This is a genomic window from Burkholderia sp. E168m15 (assembly GCF_016586105.1).
In the GTDB taxonomy this organism is placed as follows: Bacteria; Pseudomonadota; Gammaproteobacteria; order Burkholderiales; family Burkholderiaceae; genus Burkholderia; species Burkholderia orbicola.
In genome coordinates, this window is record NZ_BCPO01000019.1 from 1 (window position 1) to 18,412 (window position 18,412).

Consider the following 18,412-nt stretch of genomic DNA (forward strand, 5'->3'; position numbering starts at 1 on the left):
GCGCCGGCGATCCAGCCGCAGTTCCAGTTCCATCGTCCGCCGCAGCCGAACGTGTCGAACGAAGCGTCGCCGCCGGTCGGCCCGCAAGGCTCGGACAACCTGCAGAACCAGCCGCTCACCGCACCGGCGCAGTAAGCGGCCGGCGTGCGGAAACGGGGCGGCATGCGCCGCCCGCCTTTAGACTTGTCGTGTAGAAAGCCATGAAGATTGCGATTGCCGGCGCATCGGGCCGAATGGGCCGGATGCTGATCGAAGCCGTTCTCAACGATGCCGACGCGCAGCTCGTCGGCGCGCTCGACCGCGCCGGTTCGCCGTTCCTCGGGCAGGACGCCGGCGCGTTCCTCGGCAAGGACACCGGGATCAAGCTGACCGACGACCTCGACGCCGTGTTCGCGCAAGCCGAGTACCTGATCGATTTCACGCGTCCGGAAGGCACGATGGCCCATATCGAGGCCGCGCTGCGCCACGACGTGAAGCTCGTGATCGGCACGACCGGCTTCACCGCCGAGCAGAAGGCCGACCTGCAGGCCGCGGCGGCCAGGATCGGCATCGTGTTCGCGGCGAACATGAGCGTCGGCGTGAACGTCACGCTGAAGCTGCTCGAATTCGCGGCGCAGCATTTCTCGCACGGCTACGACATCGAGATCATCGAAGCGCATCACCGCCACAAGGTCGATGCGCCGTCGGGCACCGCGCTGATGATGGGCGAAGCCGTCGCCGGCGCGCTCGGCCGCTCGCTCGACGACTGCGCGGTGTACGGCCGCCACGGCGTGACGGGCGAGCGCGACCCGTCGTCGATCGGCTTTGCCGCGGTGCGCGGCGGCGACATCGTCGGCGACCACACCGTGCTGTTCGCCGGGATCGGCGAGCGCATCGAGATCACGCACAAGTCGTCGAGCCGCGTGTCGTACGCGCAGGGCGCGTTGCGGGCGGTCCGCTTCCTGTCGGCGCGCGGCGCCGGCCTGTTCGACATGCAGGACGTGCTCGGCCTGCGCTGACCCCGCGAGGAAACTCCGATGGCGATTCCCACCGGCGTTGTCCACTACCTCGAAAGCGGCGATGCGATCACGCACGCCGTCTCCTATGTGCTGCTGGCGATGTCCGTCGCCAGTTGGTGCTTCCTCTTCATGAAAGCCTGGCTGCTGGTCCGCGCGAAGCGGCAGGGGCCGCGCGCGCTCGCCGCGTTCTGGCGCGCGCCGTCGCTCGACGCGGGCATCGCCGCGCTGGCCGGCGCCGATCGCGAGCGCGTGTTCGTGCCGCTCGCCGAAGCCGCGCGCGATGCGGCCGACGATCACGACCCCACCGCGCTGGCCGCGCGCGTCGAGCGTAGCGAACGCGTGCTGCGCGCGTTGCGTCACGCGATGCTGCGCTCGCAGCGGCGCCTCGAATTCGGCCAGGTGCTGCTTGCGTCGATCGGCAGCACCGCGCCGTTCGTCGGGCTGCTCGGCACCGTATGGGGCATCTATCACGCACTCGGCAGCATCGCCGCGAGCGGGCAGGCGCAGATCGAGAACGTCGCGGGGCCGGTCGGCGAGGCGCTGATCATGACCGCGTTCGGGCTGGTCGTCGCGATTCCCGCGGTGCTCGCGTACAACATCCTCGGCCGGCTCGTCCGGCAGCTCGCCGAGGAACTCGACGGCTTCGCACGCGATCTGCACGTCTTCGTGTGCGCGCAGGGCGCCTGACGCGCCGGCTCCGGAGGAACGATCATGGCATTCGGCGGGCTCGAGCACCACAAGACGTCCGCGCCGATGGCGGAGATCAACATGACGCCGCTGATCGACGTGATGCTCGTGCTGCTCGTCATCTTCATCATCACCGCACCGCTGATGACGCACGCGATCCGGCTCGACCTGCCGAAGGTCGCGGCGAGTGTCGCGCGCGACACGCCGCAATCCGTCACCCTGTCGATCGACGACGCGGGCAAGCTCTACTGGGACGACACACCGGTGGCGCTCGACGCGCTGCCCGCGCGGTTCAAGGCCGCCGCCGCGGGCGCCGCGCCGCCCGAGCTGCGGCTGCGTGCGTCGCGCGCGACGCGCTACGACGTGATCGCGCAGGTGATGGGCGCCGCGCAGGCCGCGGGCCTCACGCGGATCGGCTTCGTGACCGACGTGCCGCCGGCGGGTGCTGCGGCGCCCGCCGCCGCCGGCGCGAAACCCTGACGCGCCGCCGGGCCGCCGCGCCAATCGTCAGGCAAGTTCCCGCCCGTCGCGGGGGCGGGCCGCACGCCGCAAGACCGGCCGGATGCGCCGGCGCTGACGGTATAATCATTGTTTTTCCCGGCTGGCAGGTTTTTTTCCAGGTAACCCGGCATTTTCCAGGCAACCCGGAAAATATCCGGACACCCCGAACAGGTCCCGCCACAGCGAACCTGCAGCGCCGCCGGGCCAGCACGATTTTCGATCCAATCCTGCGCGCGAGCCGTCGCGCCGCTTAAAGCCTAGCCCGAACCACACCATGCACGAGAGATACGTACCCGCCGACGTCGAAGCCGCCGCCCAGGGCGACTGGCGCGCAGCCGATGCCTACAAGACGAAGGAAGATTCGCAGAAGCCGAAGTTCTACTGCGTATCGATGCTGCCGTACCCGTCCGGCAAGCTGCACATGGGTCACGTGCGCAACTACACGATCAACGACGTGATGTACCGCTATCTGCGGATGAACGGCTACAACACGCTGATGCCGATGGGCTGGGACGCGTTCGGGATGCCGGCCGAGAACGCCGCGATGGCGAACGGCGTGCCGCCCGCGAAGTGGACCTACGACAACATCGACTACATGAAGGGCCAGATGCAGTCGATGGGTCTCGCGATCGACTGGTCGCGCGAAATCGCGACGTGCAAGCCCGACTACTACAAGTGGAACCAGTGGCTGTTCCTGAAGATGCTCGAGAAGGGCATCGCGTACAAGAAGACGGGCACCGTGAACTGGGACCCGGTCGACCAGACCGTGCTCGCGAACGAGCAGGTGATCGACGGCCGCGGCTGGCGCTCGGGCGCGCTCGTCGAGAAGCGCGAGATCCCGATGTACTACCTGCGCATCACGCAGTACGCGGATGAGCTGCTGAACGATCTCGACGGCCTCGGCTGGCCCGAGCGCGTGAAGATCATGCAGCAGAACTGGATCGGCAAGAGCTTCGGCGTGAACTTCGGCTTCCCGTACGAACTCGACGGCGAGCAGAAGCTGCTGCGCGTGTTCACGACGCGCGCCGACACGATCATGGGCGTCACGTTCTGCGCGATCGCGGCCGAGCACCCGCTCGCCACGCGCCTCGCGCAGGACAAGCCGGAACTGCTCGCGTTCATCGAGGAATGCAAGCGCGGCGGCGTCGCCGAAGCTGACGTCGCGACGATGGAGAAGAAGGGCGTCGCGACCGGCTTCTCGGTCAAGCACCCGTTGACCGGCGAGCCGGTCGAGGTGTGGATCGGCAACTACGTGCTGATGAGCTATGGCGAAGGCGCGGTGATGGGCGTGCCGGGCCACGACGAGCGCGATTTCGCGTTTGCGAAGAAATACGACCTGCCGATCAAGCAGGTGATCGCGAGCGAAGGGCAGACGTACTCGCTCGACGCATGGCAGGAGTGGTACGGCGACAAGGAAACCGCGGTCTGCGTGAACAGCGGCAAGTACGACGGCCTGCGCTACGCGGAAGCGGTCGACGCGGTCGCGGCCGACCTGAAGGCCGGCGGCTTCGGCGACAAGCAGGTCACGTGGCGCCTGCGCGACTGGGGCGTGTCGCGCCAGCGCTACTGGGGCACGCCGATCCCGATCATCCACTGCCCGTCGTGCGGCGACGTGCCGGTGCCGGAGCAGGATCTGCCGGTCGTGCTGCCGGAAGACCTCGTGCCGGACGGCTCGGGCAACCCGCTCGCGAAGTCGGAAGCGTTCCTGAACTGCACGTGCCCGAAGTGTGGCGCGGCCGCGAAGCGCGAAACCGACACGATGGACACCTTCGTCGATTCGTCGTGGTACTTCTCGCGCTACACGGCGCCGGACGCCGAGACGATGGTCGACGCGCGCACCGACTACTGGATGCCGATGGATCAGTACATCGGCGGCATCGAGCACGCGATCCTGCACCTGCTGTATTCGCGCTTCTGGACCAAGGTGATGCGCGACCTCGGCCTCGTGAAGTTCGGCGAGCCGGCGAAGAACCTGCTCACGCAGGGGATGGTGCTGAACGAGACGTACTACCGCGAGGACGCGGCGGGCAAGAAGACCTGGTACAACCCGCTCGACGTGACGGTGACGCACGACGACAAGGGCCGCCCGGTCGGCGCGACGCTGAATGCGGACGGCCAGCCGGTCGTGCTCGGCGGCATCGAGAAGATGTCGAAGTCGAAGAACAACGGCGTCGATCCGCAACTGCTGATCGACCAGTACGGCGCCGATACCGCGCGTCTGTTCACGATGTTCGCCGCACCGCCCGAGCAGCAGCTCGAGTGGTCGGGCGCGGGCGTCGAGGGCGCGAGCCGCTTCCTGCGCCGCGTGTGGAGCTTCGGCTACGGCAACCGCGAAGCGCTCGCCGCGCGCGCCGGTTTCGACGCCGCGACGCTCGGCGATGCCGACAAGGCGCTGCGCCGCGAGATCTACAGCGTGCTGAAGCAGGCTGATTTCGACTACCAGCGCCTGCAGTACAACACGGTCGTGTCGGCCGCGATGAAGATGCTGAACGCGATCGACGGCGCGAAGGGTGCGACGCCCGCCGTGCTGCGCGAGACGTACGGCGTGCTGCTGCGCGTGCTGTACCCGGTCGTGCCGCACGTCACGTTCGAGCTGTGGAAGACGCTCGGCTACGCGGACGAATTCGGCCCGCTGCTCGATGCGCCGTGGCCGAAGGTCGACGAGGCCGCGCTCGAGCAGGCCGAGATCGAACTCGTGCTGCAGGTGAACGGCAAGGTGCGCGGCGCGCTGAAGGTCGCGAAGGACGCGAGCCGCGACGCGATCGAAGCGGCGGCGGTGGCCGACGAGGCATTCGCGAAATTCAGCGACGGCAAGCCGGCGAAGAAGATCGTCGTCGTGCCGGGCCGCCTCGTGAACATCGTCGTCTGACGGCCGCCGGCCGTTGGACGTACCCAGAAGGAGCGAAGGTGATCCGCAGATCGTTTTTGATGCTCGTCGGCAGCGCGGTCGCGCTGTCGGCATGCGGCTTCCAGTTGCGCGGCCAGCAGGACTACGCGTTCAAGCAGCTGTTCGTGGCCGGTGCGCCGGCGCCCGTCGAGGCGCGGCTCACGCGCCTCGTCCAGGCCGGCAGCGACACGAAGATCGTCAAGTCGGCGGACGACGCCGACGCCGTGCTGCGCATGTGGGAGTCGCGTGGCCAGAACACGCTGACGCTCAACAAGTACGGCTCCGCGCAGGAGTACGCGCTGTTCTACACGCTGAACTACACGCTGACGAGCAAGGACGGCACCGTGCTGATCCCGCCGAGCGCGATCGCGCTGAATCGCGCGATGACGTACAGCGACCAGTACACGAACGCGAAGGCGCAGGAAGCCGACATCCTGTACGGCGACATGCAGAACGACGCGGTCGACCAGCTGATGCGGCGTCTCGCGATCGTCCACTCGCTGACGCCGGCGCCGGAGGACGTGGTGCCGGGCGTGGCGCCGCGCGCGCCGCTGCCGCCGCCACCCCTCTGATCGCGGGCGCACGCAGCGATGCAATTGCGACTTGATGCGCTGGAGCCGCACCTCGCGAAGGGGTTGGCCGGGCTCTATACCGTGTACGGCGACGAGCCGCTGCTCGCGCAGGAAGCGTGCGACCGCATTCGTGCGGCCGCGCGCGCGGCCGGCTTTACCGAGCGTTCGGTGCATACGGTCGAGCGCGGCTTCGACTGGAGCGTGCTGCTCGGCGCGACCCAGGCGATGTCGCTGTTCGGCGAACGTCAGCTGATCGAACTGCGCATTCCGTCGGGCAAGCCCGGCAAGGAAGGCGCCGACGCGTTGAAGACGCTTGCGGCCACACCCAATCCGGACGCGCTGATGCTCGTCACGTTGCCGCGCCTCGACGCGGCCACGCAGAAATCCGCGTGGTTCACCGCGCTGCAGAACGGCGGCGTCGCGCTGAAGATCGATCCGGTCGATCGCGCGCAACTGCCGAACTGGATCGGCCAGCGCCTGTCGATGCAGGGCCAGCGCGTCGCACCCGGCGACGACGGGCGCCGCGCGCTGCAGTTCATCGCGGAGCGCGTCGAGGGCAACCTGCTCGCCGCGCACCAGGAAATCCAGAAGCTCGGGCTGCTGTATCCGCAGGGCGCGCTGTCGTTCGAGCAGGTGCACGACGCGGTGCTGAACGTCGCGCGCTACGACGTGTTCAAGCTGAACGAAGCGATGCTCGCCGGCGACGCCGCGCGGCTCGCGCGGATGATCGACGGGCTGAAGGGCGAGGGCGAGGCGATCGTGCTCGTGATGTGGGCCGTCGTCGAGGAGCTGCGCACGCTGCTGCGGATCAAGCGCGGCACGACGGCCGGCAAGCCGCTCGCGACGCTGCTGCGCGAGAACCGCGTGTGGGGGCCGCGCGAGCGGCTGATCGCGCCCGCGCTGAATCGCGTGTCGGAAGCGGTGCTCGAAAAGGCGCTCGCATTCGCCGCGAAGCTCGACCGGCAGGTCAAGGGCTTGTCCGCCGTCACGCCGGGACGCCGCACGCAGGATGAACCGCCACCCGACCCGTGGGACGGGCTGTTCCGGCTCGCGATGACGGTCGCGGGCGCCCGCGGTGAACGACCGCCGACCGCGGGTCGCGTGCGACGCTAAGTCTCGTTCGAGCCTTCAGCGCGCGCTGCGCAACCCGCTTACAATGCTTCGATAGCTGGCGCGGCATATCGGCCGCTGCCCTGCACGGACGGCTGTCCCCGCAGATCGTCACCCCCGGATGGCTGTCCCGGGTGGCCGTCCCCGCTTCCCCACGAATTCATGCCGCCCCGCGCGGCTCGCTTCTCGAGTCACACGATGGATATCGATCAGTACATGACCGACCTGGGCCGTCGCGCCCGGCACGCTTCCCGCGCGATGGCGCGCGCCAGCACGGCCGCGAAGAACGCGGCGCTCGACGCCGTGGCCCGCGCGATCGAACGCGATGCGCAGGCGCTGAAGGACGCGAATGCGCGCGACGTCGCCCGTGCCCGTGAAAAGGGGCTCGATGCGGCGTTCGTCGACCGCCTGACGCTGTCGGACAAGGCGCTGAACACGATGGTCGAAGGGCTGCGCCAGGTCGCGTCGCTGGCCGATCCGATCGGCGAGATCGGCAACCTCAAGTTCCGCCCGAGCGGAATCCAGGTCGGCCAGATGCGCGTGCCGCTCGGCGTGATCGGCATCATCTACGAGTCGCGCCCGAACGTGACGATCGACGCGGCCGCGCTGTGCCTGAAGTCGGGCAACGCGACGATCCTGCGCGGCGGCTCCGAGGCGCTCGAATCGAATGCGGCGCTCGCGAAGCTGATCGGCGAAGGGCTCGAGGCGGCCGGCCTGCCGCAGGACGCGGTGCAGGTCGTCGCGACGGCCGATCGCGCGGCGGTCGGCAAGCTGATCACGATGACCGAATACGTCGACGTGATCGTGCCGCGCGGCGGCAAGAGCCTGATCGAACGGCTGATCAACGAGGCACGCGTGCCGATGATCAAGCACCTCGACGGCATCTGCCACGTGTACGTCGACGATCGCGCCGATCTCGCGAAGGCGCTGACCGTCTGCGACAACGCGAAGACGCACCGCTACGGCACCTGCAACACGATGGAGACGCTGCTCGTCGCGAGCGGCATCGCGGCGAAGCTGCTGCCGCCGCTCGGCAAGCTGTATCGCGACAAGCAGGTCGAGCTGCGCGTCGACGCGGCCGCGCGCGCGGTGCTCGCCGACGCGGGCGTCGGCCCGCTCGTCGACGCGACCGAAGAAGACTGGCATACCGAATATCTCGCGCCGGTGCTCGCGATCAAGGTCGTCGACGGCCTCGACGCCGCGATCGAGCACATCAACCATTACGGCTCGCATCACACGGATGCGATCGTCACCGAGGATCACGACCGCGCGATGCGGTTCCTGCGCGAAGTCGATTCGGCGAGCGTGATGGTCAATGCGTCGACGCGCTTCGCGGACGGCTTCGAATTCGGCCTCGGCGCGGAAATCGGCATCTCGAACGACAAGCTGCACGCACGCGGCCCGGTCGGCCTGGAAGGGCTCACGTCGCTGAAGTACGTGGTGCTCGGGCACGGCGAAGGCCGTCAGTAAGTCAACAGCGAGGCGCACAACCGATGGCAATGCTCTGGGTCAAGACGTTCCATGTCGTTCTGATCGCCGCGTGGTTCGCGGGGCTGTTCTACCTGCCGCGCATCTACGTGAACCTGGCCATGGAGACCGATCCGGCCGCGGTGCGGCGCCTGCTGCTGATGGCGCGCAAGCTGTTCCGTTTCATGACGATGATCGCGGTGCCCGCGCTCGCTTGCGGGCTGTGGCTGTGGCTCGTGATCGGCATCGGGCAGGGGCAGGGGTGGATCCACGCGAAGGTGACGGTCGTGCTGCTGCTGATCGTCTATCACGCGTATTGCGGGCACCTGCTGCGGGTGTTCGAGCGCGGCGAGAACCGCCGCACCGACAAGTGGTATCGCGTGTTCAACGAGTTGCCGGTGCTCGGCATGCTCGCGGCGGTCGCGCTGGTGGTGATCAAGCCGTTCTGATCGGCGCGGCCGGCGAAACCGTCGCCGTCGAATCATGCGCAACGGCGCCCCTCGGGGCGCCGTCGTTCGTTTACGCGCGGCGTTCCGCGAACCGCTACTCCTTCACCGGATCATCGATCCGGCGCCGCGTGATCGCCTCCTTCGCGCGGCCGACGCGTTCCATCAGCGCCGGCCCGCGCGACAGCGCGACGCCGACCGCGAGGATGTCGCCGATCGCGAGATGCGACATCCGCGACGTCATCGGCGAGAACACGTCCGTTTCCTCGGCGACGTTCGACGCGAGGCTGACCGTCGCGAGCTTCGCGAGCGGCGAATGGCTCTGCGTGATCGCGACGACTTTCGCGCCGCACGCGAGCGCGGAGCGCGCGGCGTCGACGATGTCGCGCGTGCGGCCGGTGTTCGAGATCGCGACGACGACGTCGTGCGGTCCGAGCAGCGCCGACGACATCGAGAACGTGTGCGGGTCCGAATACGCGACGCTCGGCACGCCGAGCCGGAAGAACTTGTGCTGGATGTCCTGCGCGGCGATGCCCGAGCCGCCGGCGCCGTAGAACTCGATGCGCGACGCGTTCGACAGCAGCGCGATCGCGTCGGCGACGCTGCCGGCGGACAGGCTGTTGCGCACCTCGATCAGCGCGCCGATCGTGCGGTCGAACACCTTGCCGATGATGCCGGGCGCCGGTTCGTTCGGCTCGACGTCGCGGTACACCGACGACACGCCCGGCGCGACGCTCTGCGCGAGCCGGATCTTGAATTCGCGAAAGCCGCTGCAGCCGAGCGCCTGGCAGAAGCGCGCGATGGTCGGCTGGCTGACGCCGGCGCGCATCGACAGCTCGGTCATCGCGAGGTCGAGCACCTCGCGCGGCGCGGCGAGGATGTAGTCGGCGAGCTTGCGCTCGGACGGGCGCAACTCGGCGCGGATCGCTTCAATGCGAGGCAGCATGGGACGGCAGGTGGAAATCGGGTTCGGATGAGCGAGTGTATCGCAATCGAATTGTAGAAAATCTACATGAAAATACTAGCGTAATCGTGATGGTTTCGATGCGAGGTTAGCGACACGAATTAGGGTTTTTACTGATTAAAGCCTTGCTGGTAGCGGGAATGGCGGTTGCGAACGCGTTAATCAGCATTGCGTGCTTGTAGTTTTTCTACTAGACTGCCTTCGTTCGATCGACGAAGCTCGACCGTCCCCACGATTCCAACCGCCGGTGTCGGCCGGCATACAGGAGCGCCCAGCATGACGTCGCTGCACCCCACTCTGGCGAAGGTCACCGAACGCGTGATCGCCCGCAGCCAATCGACCCGTTCCGCCTATCTGCAGCGCATCGACGGCGCGCAAGGCAAGTTCCCGGCACGCGGCGCGCTGTCGTGCGCGAACCTCGCGCACGGCTTCGCGGGCCTCGAGGGCAACGACAAGTTCGCGATCAAGGCGATCCGCGAGCCGAACATCGGCATCGTGTCCTCGTACAACGAGATGCTGTCCGCGCACGCGCCGTACAAGGATTTCCCCGAAATCATCAAGGCGGCCGCGCGCGAGAACGGCGGGGTCGCGCAGTTCGCGGGCGGCGTGCCGGCGATGTGCGACGGCGTCACGCAGGGCAACCCGGGGATGGAGCTGTCGCTGTTCTCGCGCGAGGCGATCGCGATGGGCACGGCGATCGCGCTCACGCACAACATGTTCGACGCGGCGCTCTGTCTCGGCATCTGCGACAAGATCGTGCCGGGTCTGCTGATCGGCGCGCTGCAGTTTGGCCACCTGCCGACGATCTTCGTGCCAGCCGGCCCGATGACGAGCGGCCTGTCGAACGACGACAAGGCGAAGATCCGCCAGCAGTTCGCGACTGGCCAGGTCGGCCGCGACGCGCTGCTCGAAGCCGAATCGGCCGCGTATCACGGCCACGGCACCTGCACGTTCTACGGTACCGCGAACAGCAACCAGATGCTGATGGAGCTGATGGGGCTGCACCTGCCGGGCTCCGCTTTCGTTCACCCGCACACGCCGCTGCGCACCGCGCTGACGGCCGAGGCCGCGCGCCGCGTGCTCGACCTGACCGTCGAGCGCGGTCACTACACGCCGATCGGCCATGTGATCGACGAAAAGGCGATCGTCAACGGCATCGTCGCGCTGCTCGCGACGGGCGGCTCGACCAACCACACGCTGCACTTGGTCGCGATCGCGCGCGCGGCCGGCATCCTGATCGACTGGAACGACTTCGACGAGCTGTCGGCCGTCGTGCCGCTGCTCGCGAAGATCTACCCGAACGGCAAGGCCGACGTGAACCATTTCCACGCGGCGGGCGGTGTCGCGTTCCTGGTACGCAACCTGCTCGAAGGCGGGCTGCTGCACGAGGACGTGACGACGGTCGCAGGCAAGGGGCTTGCGCACTACACGAAGGAGCCGAAGCTGATCGACGGCAAGCTGACGTGGGTCGACGGCGCGGCCGAGAGCCACGACACGAAGGTGCTGCGCGGCATTCGCGAGCCGTTCCAGCCGGACGGCGGCCTGCGCCTGATGCAGGGCCGGCTCGGCCGCGGCGTGATCAAGATCTCGGCGGTCGCGCCCGAGCACCGCAAGGTGACGGCGCCCGCGATCGTGTTCGACTCGCAGGAAGCCGTGCAGGAAGCGTTCGATCGCGGCGAGCTGAAGCGCGATTTCGTCGCGGTGGTGCGCTTCCAGGGCGCGCGCGCCAACGGCATGCCCGAGCTGCACCGTTTGACGCCGCTGCTCGGCGTGCTGCAGGATCAGGGCTTCCACGTCGCGCTGGTGACCGACGGCCGCATGTCGGGCGCATCGGGCAAGGTACCGGCCGTGATCCACGTGTCGCCGGAGGCGCTGCTGGCCGGCCCGATCGGGAAGGTGAAGACGGGCGACATGCTCGTGATCGACGCCGAAGCCGGCGTGCTCGACATCGAGGTCGACGACGCCGAGTGGCACGCGCGCCCGGTCGCGCAGCCGCGGCACCAGGCCGAGAACGAAGTCGGTTTCGGGCGCGAACTGTTCGGCGTGTTCCGCGCGGCCGCGGCGCCGGCCGAGCAGGGCGCATCGGTTTTCGGGACGCTGGTCGGCGAAACGGCCGCCCACGTCACCGCATGAATTTCAAGGAGCCAATTCAATGAAGACGATTGCTGAAATCGTGAAGCTGGGCCCGGTCATTCCGGTGCTCGCATTCGACTCGGTCGAGCAGGGCGAAAACGTGTCGCGTGCATTGCACGCGGGCGGCGTGAAGGTGCTCGAGATCACGCTGCGCACGCCGGCCGGGCTGGAAGCGATCCAGCGCGCGAGCCAGCTCGCGGACGACATCGTCGTCGGCGTCGGCACGATCACGAAGCCCGAGCACTGCGCGCAGGCCAAGCGTGCGGGCGCGAAGTTCGGCGTGTCGCCGGGCCTGACGAAGGAGCTGCACCTCGCGTCGCTCGACGCCGGCCTGCCGCTGCTGCCAGGCGTGATGACGCCGAGCGACATCATCCAGGCGCTCGAATTCGGCTACGACATCGTGAAGTTCTTCCCCGCGCAGCAGGCGGGCGGCGTGCCGATGCTGCAGGCGTTCCATGGCCCGTTCCCGGCGCTGAAGTTCTGCCCGACCGGCGGCATCACGGTGGACACCGCGCCGAACTTCCTGAAACTGCCGAACGTCGTGTGCGTCGGCGGCTCGTGGCTCACGCCGAAGGCCGCGCTCGCCGCGCAGGACTGGGCCGAAGTCACGCGCCTCGCGCAAGCAGCGAGCCAGCTGCCCCGTTAAGACTTGTACCAGATGACGGTTCAGCCCTCGGAAAGCAAGCGTTAGTGCTTGTTTTACCGAGGGTTTTTGCTGATGGAACCGGTTCTATCCGCGGATCGCAAAGATAAGTAAAATTCAGCGTCCTGACGGGGGGTACCCCCGTGTTTCGGAGACCCGCATAGCCGGGCATACTCGCAACGACTCGCCCGGTTCGAACAATTCTAGGAGGAGTGCCACATGGGGGCCGTCCAAGGCAGCATGCTGCTCGTATTCACGCTGATCGCGATTGCCGCGCTGATCCTGATGATCGCGCGCTACAAGATCTACCCGTTCCTGGTGCTGATCATCGTCTCGCTCGGCCTCGGTCTCGTCGTCGGCATGCCGATGGACAAGATCGTCAAGTCGTTCGAAACGGGCACCGGCGGAACGCTCGGCCACATCGCGATCGTCGTCGGCCTCGGCACGATGCTCGGCAAGATGATGGCCGAATCGGGCGGCGCCGAACGGATCGCGACCACGCTGATCGACTGGTTCGGTGAAAAGAACATCCACTGGGCGATGATGTTCGTCGCGATCATCGTCGGCCTGCCGGTGTTCTTCGAAGTCGGCTTCGTGCTGCTGATCCCGATCGCGTTCAACGTCGCGAAGCGCACCGGCAAGTCGCTGCTCGTCGTCGGCCTGCCGATGGTGGCCGGCCTGTCGGTCGTGCACGGGCTGATCCCGCCGCACCCGGCCGCGCTGCTGGCCGTCCAGCAATACGGCGCCGATATCGGCAAGACGATCGCCTTCGGCCTGGTCGTCGGCGTGCCGACCGCGATCATCGCGGGCCCGCTGTTCGCGCTGATGATCTCGAAGTTCGTGAAGCTGCCGGAAAACAACCCGCTCGCGTCGCAATTCGTCGATTCGCGTACGGACGGCGGCAAGCGCGAACTGCCGAGCTTCGGCATCACGCTGTTCACGATCTTGCTGCCCGTCGTGCTGATGCTCGTCGGCAGCTGGGCCGACCTGGTGTTCACGCCGAAGTCGCTGCCGAACAACCTGCTGCGCTTTGCCGGTAACTCGGACGTCGCGCTGCTGATCGCCGTGCTCGTGAGCTTCTGGACCTTCGGCGCGAAGCAGGGCTTCAACCGCGACCAGATCCAGAAGTTCTGCGGCGAGTGCCTGGCGCCGATCGCCGGCATCACGCTGATCGTCGGCGCGGGTGGCGGCTTCGGCGGCGTCCTGCGCGACAGCGGGATCTCCCAGCAGATCGTCGAGACCGCGAAGCACGCGCACCTGTCGCCGCTGCTGCTCGGCTGGTTCGTCGCGGCGCTGATGCGTCTCGCGACGGGTTCGGCGACGGTCGCGATGACGACGGCCTGCGGTATCGTCGCGCCGATCGCGGCGGCGTCGGGCGCGTCGGTCCGGCCGGAGCTGCTCGTGCTGGCGACGGGGTCGGGCTCGCTGATCTTCTCGCACGTGAACGACGGCGGCTTCTGGCTGATCAAGGAATATTTCGGGATGACGGTGGGCCAGACGTTCAAGACCTGGTCGCTGCTTGAAACCATCATCTCGGTGCTCGGTCTGAGTTTTACGCTGTTGCTGAGCGTGGTTCTGTAACAAGGGGTAGTCAATGATTCTGATCGCAATGGGCGTGTCGGGCGCGGGCAAGTCGCTGATCGGCGAAATGCTGGCGGAACGCCTGTCGTGCAGCTATACCGATGGCGACGCGTTTCACAGCGCGGCGAACAAGGAAAAGATGCACCACGGCATTCCGCTAACCGATGAAGACCGCTGGCCGTGGCTGCGCACGATTCGCGCGGCCATCGAGGAAAAGCAGCGCGCCGGCGAAACCGCCGTGTTCACGTGCTCGTCGCTGAAGCGGTCGTACCGCGACGTGCTGCGCGGCACCGACACCGACGTGCGGTTCGTCTATCTGAAGGGTTCGTTCGAGGTGTTGCAGGAGCGTCTGAAAAGCCGCACCGGCCATTTCTTCGATCCGTCGCTGCTGAAGAGCCAGCTGGACACGCTCGAGGAGCCGGGCCCGGACGAGGCGATCGAGGTCAGCATCGAGCTGACGCCCGAGCAGATCGTCGATCAGGTCATGCTGAAGATCGGCCACGCGCAGCAGCACTGAGCGCGGTTCGCGGTCATCGTCATGAAAAGGCGCCTTCGGGCGCCTTTTTCGTTGGCGATGCGCGAGCCGGTCAGGCCATGCGTGCGCGTTGCGCGATGCCGTCGAGCAGCACGTCGAGCATCGTGTCGTGCACGACGGCTGGATCGAGCTGCGCATAGAGCGGGGCGGCCGACTTGACGAGCGGATGCGCGGCGTCGGACAGCGCGTGCATTTCCGCGAGCTCGACGTCGTTCGCGGCGCGCGTGAGGCCGCCCGCTTCGGCGGCGGCGAGCCCGATCACGCTCGCGTACCAGCCGACGCATACCGACGGCAGCGCCGCGCGCGGGATGCCGGCATCGGTCAGCGCGCGATGCACGACCTCGATGTGCGCGAGATCGGCCGGCCCCGTGCTCATGTGCCGCTGCAGCAGTGCGAACGCGGCGGGATAGCGCAGCGCGAGCGTGCGGTACTGGCGCGCGAGGTCGCGCAGCCGTTCGCGCCACGGCAGTGAAGGCTCGACCGGCACGAGCGAGCGCGACAGTGCATTCGCGATCGCGCGGCTCAGGCCTTCCTTCGACTTGAAGTGATACAGCACGCTCATCGGGTCGCAGCCGACCGATTGCGCGAGCTTGCGCACGCTGAACGCGGCTTCGCCGACGTCTTCGAGCAGCGCGAGCGCGGCCGCGACGATCGCGTCCTTGTCGAGGCCGCGCGGCCCTTGGGCGGGTTTGTCTTTCATCGAGGCAGGCTGGCAGGCCGGTACCGTACCGGCTGTAAACTTGACGAAAGCTTATTCTACACTGTAGAATTATTTCTGCGGTGTAGAAATTGGGTGTCCCGGCACCTTTCAATACGTGCGTTCGCACAGTCCGGGATCCAGGCGGCACGAGCGTGCCTCCCGTCAACACGGGCCTTCTTGCCCCCTTTCTCGTTGACACCCATGTGGAACCGGCTGCCCCCGCCCGCGAAGCCAACAGGCTCTTCGACAGGCGGCCCAAGACCATGCAAGTGCAATCATGACTTCCAACAACACCCCCCTGATCCGGGGCGAAGCGCGTTTCGAGCAAACGCAACTGAACATCGAAAAAGACAACTGGAACTGGTGCGATCCGGCTCGCTACGACGGCGAGCATCCGGCCAACTGGTACGAGGCGTCGCTGTCGCCCCATGAAAACAGCGCGCCGCTCGCGCACGACATCGTGTGCGACGTGCTCGTGATTGGTGCCGGGTTGCTCGGCGCATCGGCCGCGCTGCATCTGGCGGAAGCCGGCGTCGACACGATCCTCGTCGACAAGCATCACGTCGGCTCGGCCGCGTCGGGCCGCAACGGCGGGCAACTGACGCCCGGCCTCGCGCGCTGGGAAGCGGCCGACATGATCGAGAACCTGTCGCACGACGATGCGAAGCGGCTGTGGCGCTTCGCGTCGGCCGAGTCGATGGACTTGATCGACGAAATCGGCGCCCGCTACGCGCTTGATCTCGACCGCAAGCGCGGCCACGTGACGGCGGCGATTCACCCCGGCCACATGAGCGCGCTGCTCGACGGCGCGGATGCGCGCCGCCATCTCGGCGACGCGGGCGTGACCCTCGTCGGCCGCCATCAGCTGCACGACGAATACGTGCGCTCGGGGCTGTATCACGGCGCGGCGATCGACGCGATCGGCGGCCAGATTCACCCGCTCGCGCTGGTGCGCGGCCTCGTGCACGGCTTCCGGCTGAACGGCGGCGCGCTGTTCGAAGGCACCGAAGTGCTTGAGCTCGACGAGACGCCCGCCGGCGTCGTCGCGACGACGCCGGGCGGCACCATCACCGCGCGCAAGGGGGTGGTGCTCGCGCTGCACAACACGACGTTCCGGCTGCTCGACGACGGCGCGGCGACCACGGTGCCGTTCTTCACGTACGTGAGCGTGACGGCGCCGCTCGACGTCGACGTCGCGACGCTGCTGCCGGCCGGCATGCCGGTGTACGACACGCAGTTCCAGATCGACTACTACCGGCCGGTGCGCGGCAACCGCCTGCTGTTCGGCGGGCAGGGCACTGGCAGCTGCTGGGCGCAGCCCGACGTCAACGCGTATCTGCTGACGCGACTGAACACGGTGTTTCCGCAGCACGACGGCCGCTTCGCGCTCGATTACTGCTGGAGCGGCGTCAGCGATTTCACGCTGAACGGCGCCACCGACAGCCGCAAGACCGACGGCCGCGTGCCGATGTACATGGTGCAGGGCTGGAGCGGGCACGGCGTCGCGCAGACGGTGCGGATCGGCAAGGCGATTTGCGACGATTTCGTCGGCCGCAACGACGATTTCTCGATGCTCACGGGCATCGATCACCGCGCGATTCCGCTCGGCCGGCAGTTGTCGCCGATCGCGATTCCGGCCGCGAAGGCAGCGATGAGCGTGATGAGCGCGCTGAACCCGGGGCGGATGATCTCGTTCTGATCGGCCGCGGCAGGCAACAAAAAGCCCGATGCGAATCGCTTCGCATCGGGCTTTTTTCGTCAGGCGACGGCGGCGCTTACGCGATCCGCTTCGCGAGTTCGACGGCCTTGCCGATGTACGACGCCGGCGTCATCGCGAGCAGGCGGTCTTTCGCATCCTGCGGGATCGCCAGCGTGCCGACGAATTCCTGCAGTGCTTCGCGCGTGATGCCCTTGCCGCGCGTCAGTTCCTTCAGCTGCTCGTACGGGTTCTCGATGCCGTAGCGGCGCATCACCGTCTGCACCGGCTCGGCGAGCACTTCCCAGCAGTTGTCGAGGTCTTCGTTCAGGCGCTGCGGATTCACTTCGAGCTTGTCGAGACCGCGGATCAGCGAGTCGTACGCGAGCAGCGAGTAGCCGAGCGCGACGCCCATGTTGCGCAGCACCGTCGAGTCGGTCAGGTCGCGCTGCCAGCGCGACACCGGCAGCTTGTCGGCGAGGTGGCGCAGCGTCGCGTTCGCGAGGCCGAGGTTGCCTTCCGAGTTCTCGAAGTCGATCGGGTTGACCTTGTGCGGCATCGTCGACGAGCCGATTTCGCCGGCCTTCGTCTTCTGCTTGAAGTAGCCGACCGAGATGTAGCCCCACACGTCGCGGTCGAGGTCGAGCAGGATCGTGTTCGCGCGCGCCACAGCGTCGAACAGTTCGGCCATGTAGTCGTGCGGCTCGATCTGGATCGTGTACGGGTTGAACGTGAGCTTCAGGCGGTTCTCGATCACGTCGCGCGAGAACGCTTCCCAGTCGAATTCCGGATACGCCGAGAAATGCGCGTTGAAGTTGCCGACCGCGCCGTTCATCTTGCCGAGGATCTCGACCTTCTCGATGCGCGTGATCGCACGGGCGAGACGCGCGGCGACGTTCGCGAGTTCCTTGCCGAGCGTCGTCGGGCTGGCCGGCTGGCCGTGCGTGCGGGACAGCATCGGCTGCTCGGCGTGCGCGTGCGCGAGTGCGACGAGGCGCTGGTAGACCGTGCGCAGCGCCGGCAGGATCACGTGTTCGCGCGCGCCGGCGAGCATCATGCCGTGCGACGTGTTGTTGATGTCCTCGGACGTGCACGCGAAGTGGATGAATTCGCTCGCCTTCTCGAGTTCGGCCTGGCCCTTCACCGATTCCTTCAGCCAGTATTCGACGGCCTTCACGTCGTGGTTCGTCACGCGCTCGATTTCCTTGATGCGCGCGGCGTCGTGCGCGGTGAAGCGCTCGGCGAGCTGCAGCAGGAACTGCTCGGAGGCTTCCGAGAAGCGCGGGACTTCCGCGAAGCCGGCGCGCGACAGCGCGATCAGCCAGTGCACCTCCACGGTGACGCGGTGGCGCATGAAGGCGGCTTCGGAGAGCCAGTCGCGCAGCGCTTCGGTCTTGCTGGCGTAGCGGCCGTCGATGGGCGAGAGCGCGGTGAGGGCGAAAAGCGTATCGGGACGAGTGTCGGACATGATCGGGCAGGGCCTTTTGGGGCC

Annotated in this window: 16 protein-coding genes and 1 pseudogene; 14 read left to right on the forward strand and 3 right to left on the reverse strand. The window is 67.4% G+C overall.

Going from position 1 to position 18,412, the window contains the following annotated elements; genetic code table 11:
- The 9 genes and pseudogenes from JMF86_RS02855 to JMF86_RS02895 form a co-directional block, all read left to right on the forward strand.
- Window positions 1-135: pseudogene (locus JMF86_RS02855) on the forward strand (outer membrane protein assembly factor BamE); the annotation flags it as partial.
- Window positions 136-200: 65 nt separating this feature from the next.
- Window positions 201-998 carry a 4-hydroxy-tetrahydrodipicolinate reductase gene (gene dapB / locus JMF86_RS02860; RefSeq protein WP_053524343.1) on the forward strand — a complete coding sequence of 266 codons (798 nt, stop codon included), beginning with the start codon at window positions 201-203 and terminating at the stop codon, window positions 996-998.
- A gap of 18 nt (window positions 999-1,016) precedes the next feature.
- Window positions 1,017-1,685, forward strand: a complete 669-nt coding sequence (locus JMF86_RS02865) for a MotA/TolQ/ExbB proton channel family protein (RefSeq protein ID WP_023478171.1) — start codon at window positions 1,017-1,019, stop codon at window positions 1,683-1,685.
- Window positions 1,686-1,709: 24 nt separating this feature from the next.
- A complete protein-coding gene (locus JMF86_RS02870) occupies window positions 1,710-2,165 on the forward strand; it encodes a biopolymer transporter ExbD (RefSeq protein ID WP_125380849.1) in 456 nt (151 codons plus the stop codon).
- 295 nt (window positions 2,166-2,460) lie between these two features.
- Window positions 2,461-5,055, forward strand: coding sequence for a leucine--tRNA ligase (gene leuS, locus JMF86_RS02875; RefSeq protein ID WP_027807423.1), 2,595 nt, complete (start codon window positions 2,461-2,463; stop codon window positions 5,053-5,055).
- A 38-nt stretch (window positions 5,056-5,093) separates the two neighbouring features.
- On the forward strand, window positions 5,094-5,645 hold the full coding sequence (gene lptE, locus JMF86_RS02880; protein ID WP_027811048.1) for an LPS assembly lipoprotein LptE: 552 nt from the start codon (window positions 5,094-5,096) through the stop codon (window positions 5,643-5,645).
- Window positions 5,646-5,663: 18 nt separating this feature from the next.
- On the forward strand, window positions 5,664-6,758 hold the full coding sequence (gene holA, locus JMF86_RS02885) for a DNA polymerase III subunit delta (protein ID WP_125380848.1): 1,095 nt from the start codon (window positions 5,664-5,666) through the stop codon (window positions 6,756-6,758).
- Between the two features lie 195 nt (window positions 6,759-6,953).
- Complete coding sequence (locus JMF86_RS02890; protein ID WP_027811046.1) at window positions 6,954-8,225, forward strand: glutamate-5-semialdehyde dehydrogenase; 1,272 nt, start codon at window positions 6,954-6,956, stop codon at window positions 8,223-8,225.
- Window positions 8,226-8,248: 23 nt separating this feature from the next.
- Complete coding sequence (locus JMF86_RS02895; protein ID WP_089434541.1) at window positions 8,249-8,671, forward strand: CopD family protein; 423 nt, start codon at window positions 8,249-8,251, stop codon at window positions 8,669-8,671.
- Window positions 8,672-8,765: 94 nt separating this feature from the next.
- Here JMF86_RS02895 and JMF86_RS02900 read toward each other — a convergent pair whose 3' ends face one another.
- Complete coding sequence (locus JMF86_RS02900; RefSeq protein ID WP_124700513.1) at window positions 8,766-9,614, reverse strand: MurR/RpiR family transcriptional regulator; 849 nt, start codon at window positions 9,612-9,614, stop codon at window positions 8,766-8,768.
- 294 nt (window positions 9,615-9,908) lie between these two features.
- On the opposite strand from JMF86_RS02900, the gene edd reads away from it, so the two are divergent.
- The 4 genes from edd to JMF86_RS02920 all read left to right on the forward strand — a co-directional run bounded on the left by edd (window position 9,909) and on the right by JMF86_RS02920 (window position 14,506).
- Complete coding sequence (gene edd / locus JMF86_RS02905) at window positions 9,909-11,765, forward strand: phosphogluconate dehydratase (RefSeq protein WP_069232183.1); 1,857 nt, start codon at window positions 9,909-9,911, stop codon at window positions 11,763-11,765.
- Window positions 11,766-11,784: 19 nt separating this feature from the next.
- Complete coding sequence (gene eda / locus JMF86_RS02910) at window positions 11,785-12,411, forward strand: bifunctional 4-hydroxy-2-oxoglutarate aldolase/2-dehydro-3-deoxy-phosphogluconate aldolase (RefSeq protein WP_011544577.1); 627 nt, start codon at window positions 11,785-11,787, stop codon at window positions 12,409-12,411.
- 216 nt (window positions 12,412-12,627) lie between these two features.
- The gene (locus JMF86_RS02915; protein WP_011544578.1) at window positions 12,628-13,989 is read left to right on the forward strand and encodes a GntP family permease; all 1,362 of its coding nucleotides are present in this window, start codon (window positions 12,628-12,630) and stop codon (window positions 13,987-13,989) included.
- A gap of 13 nt (window positions 13,990-14,002) precedes the next feature.
- Entirely contained in the window at window positions 14,003-14,506 is a 504-nt protein-coding gene (locus tag JMF86_RS02920; protein WP_012327893.1) for a gluconokinase, read from the forward strand.
- Between the two features lie 70 nt (window positions 14,507-14,576).
- Here the strand turns inward: JMF86_RS02920 and JMF86_RS02925 are convergent, their stop codons facing one another.
- A complete protein-coding gene (locus JMF86_RS02925; protein ID WP_078040657.1) occupies window positions 14,577-15,224 on the reverse strand; it encodes a TetR/AcrR family transcriptional regulator in 648 nt (215 codons plus the stop codon).
- A gap of 277 nt (window positions 15,225-15,501) precedes the next feature.
- Here JMF86_RS02925 and JMF86_RS02930 point away from each other — a divergent pair, with 277 nt between their 5' ends.
- Window positions 15,502-16,923: an FAD-binding oxidoreductase gene (locus JMF86_RS02930; RefSeq protein WP_125380847.1), complete on the forward strand. Its 1,422-nt coding sequence runs from the start codon at window positions 15,502-15,504 to the stop codon at window positions 16,921-16,923.
- Between the two features lie 76 nt (window positions 16,924-16,999).
- Here the strand turns inward: JMF86_RS02930 and purB are convergent, their stop codons facing one another.
- Complete coding sequence (gene purB, locus JMF86_RS02935) at window positions 17,000-18,388, reverse strand: adenylosuccinate lyase (RefSeq protein WP_054927357.1); 1,389 nt, start codon at window positions 18,386-18,388, stop codon at window positions 17,000-17,002.
- Window positions 18,389-18,412 lie beyond the last annotated feature (24 nt).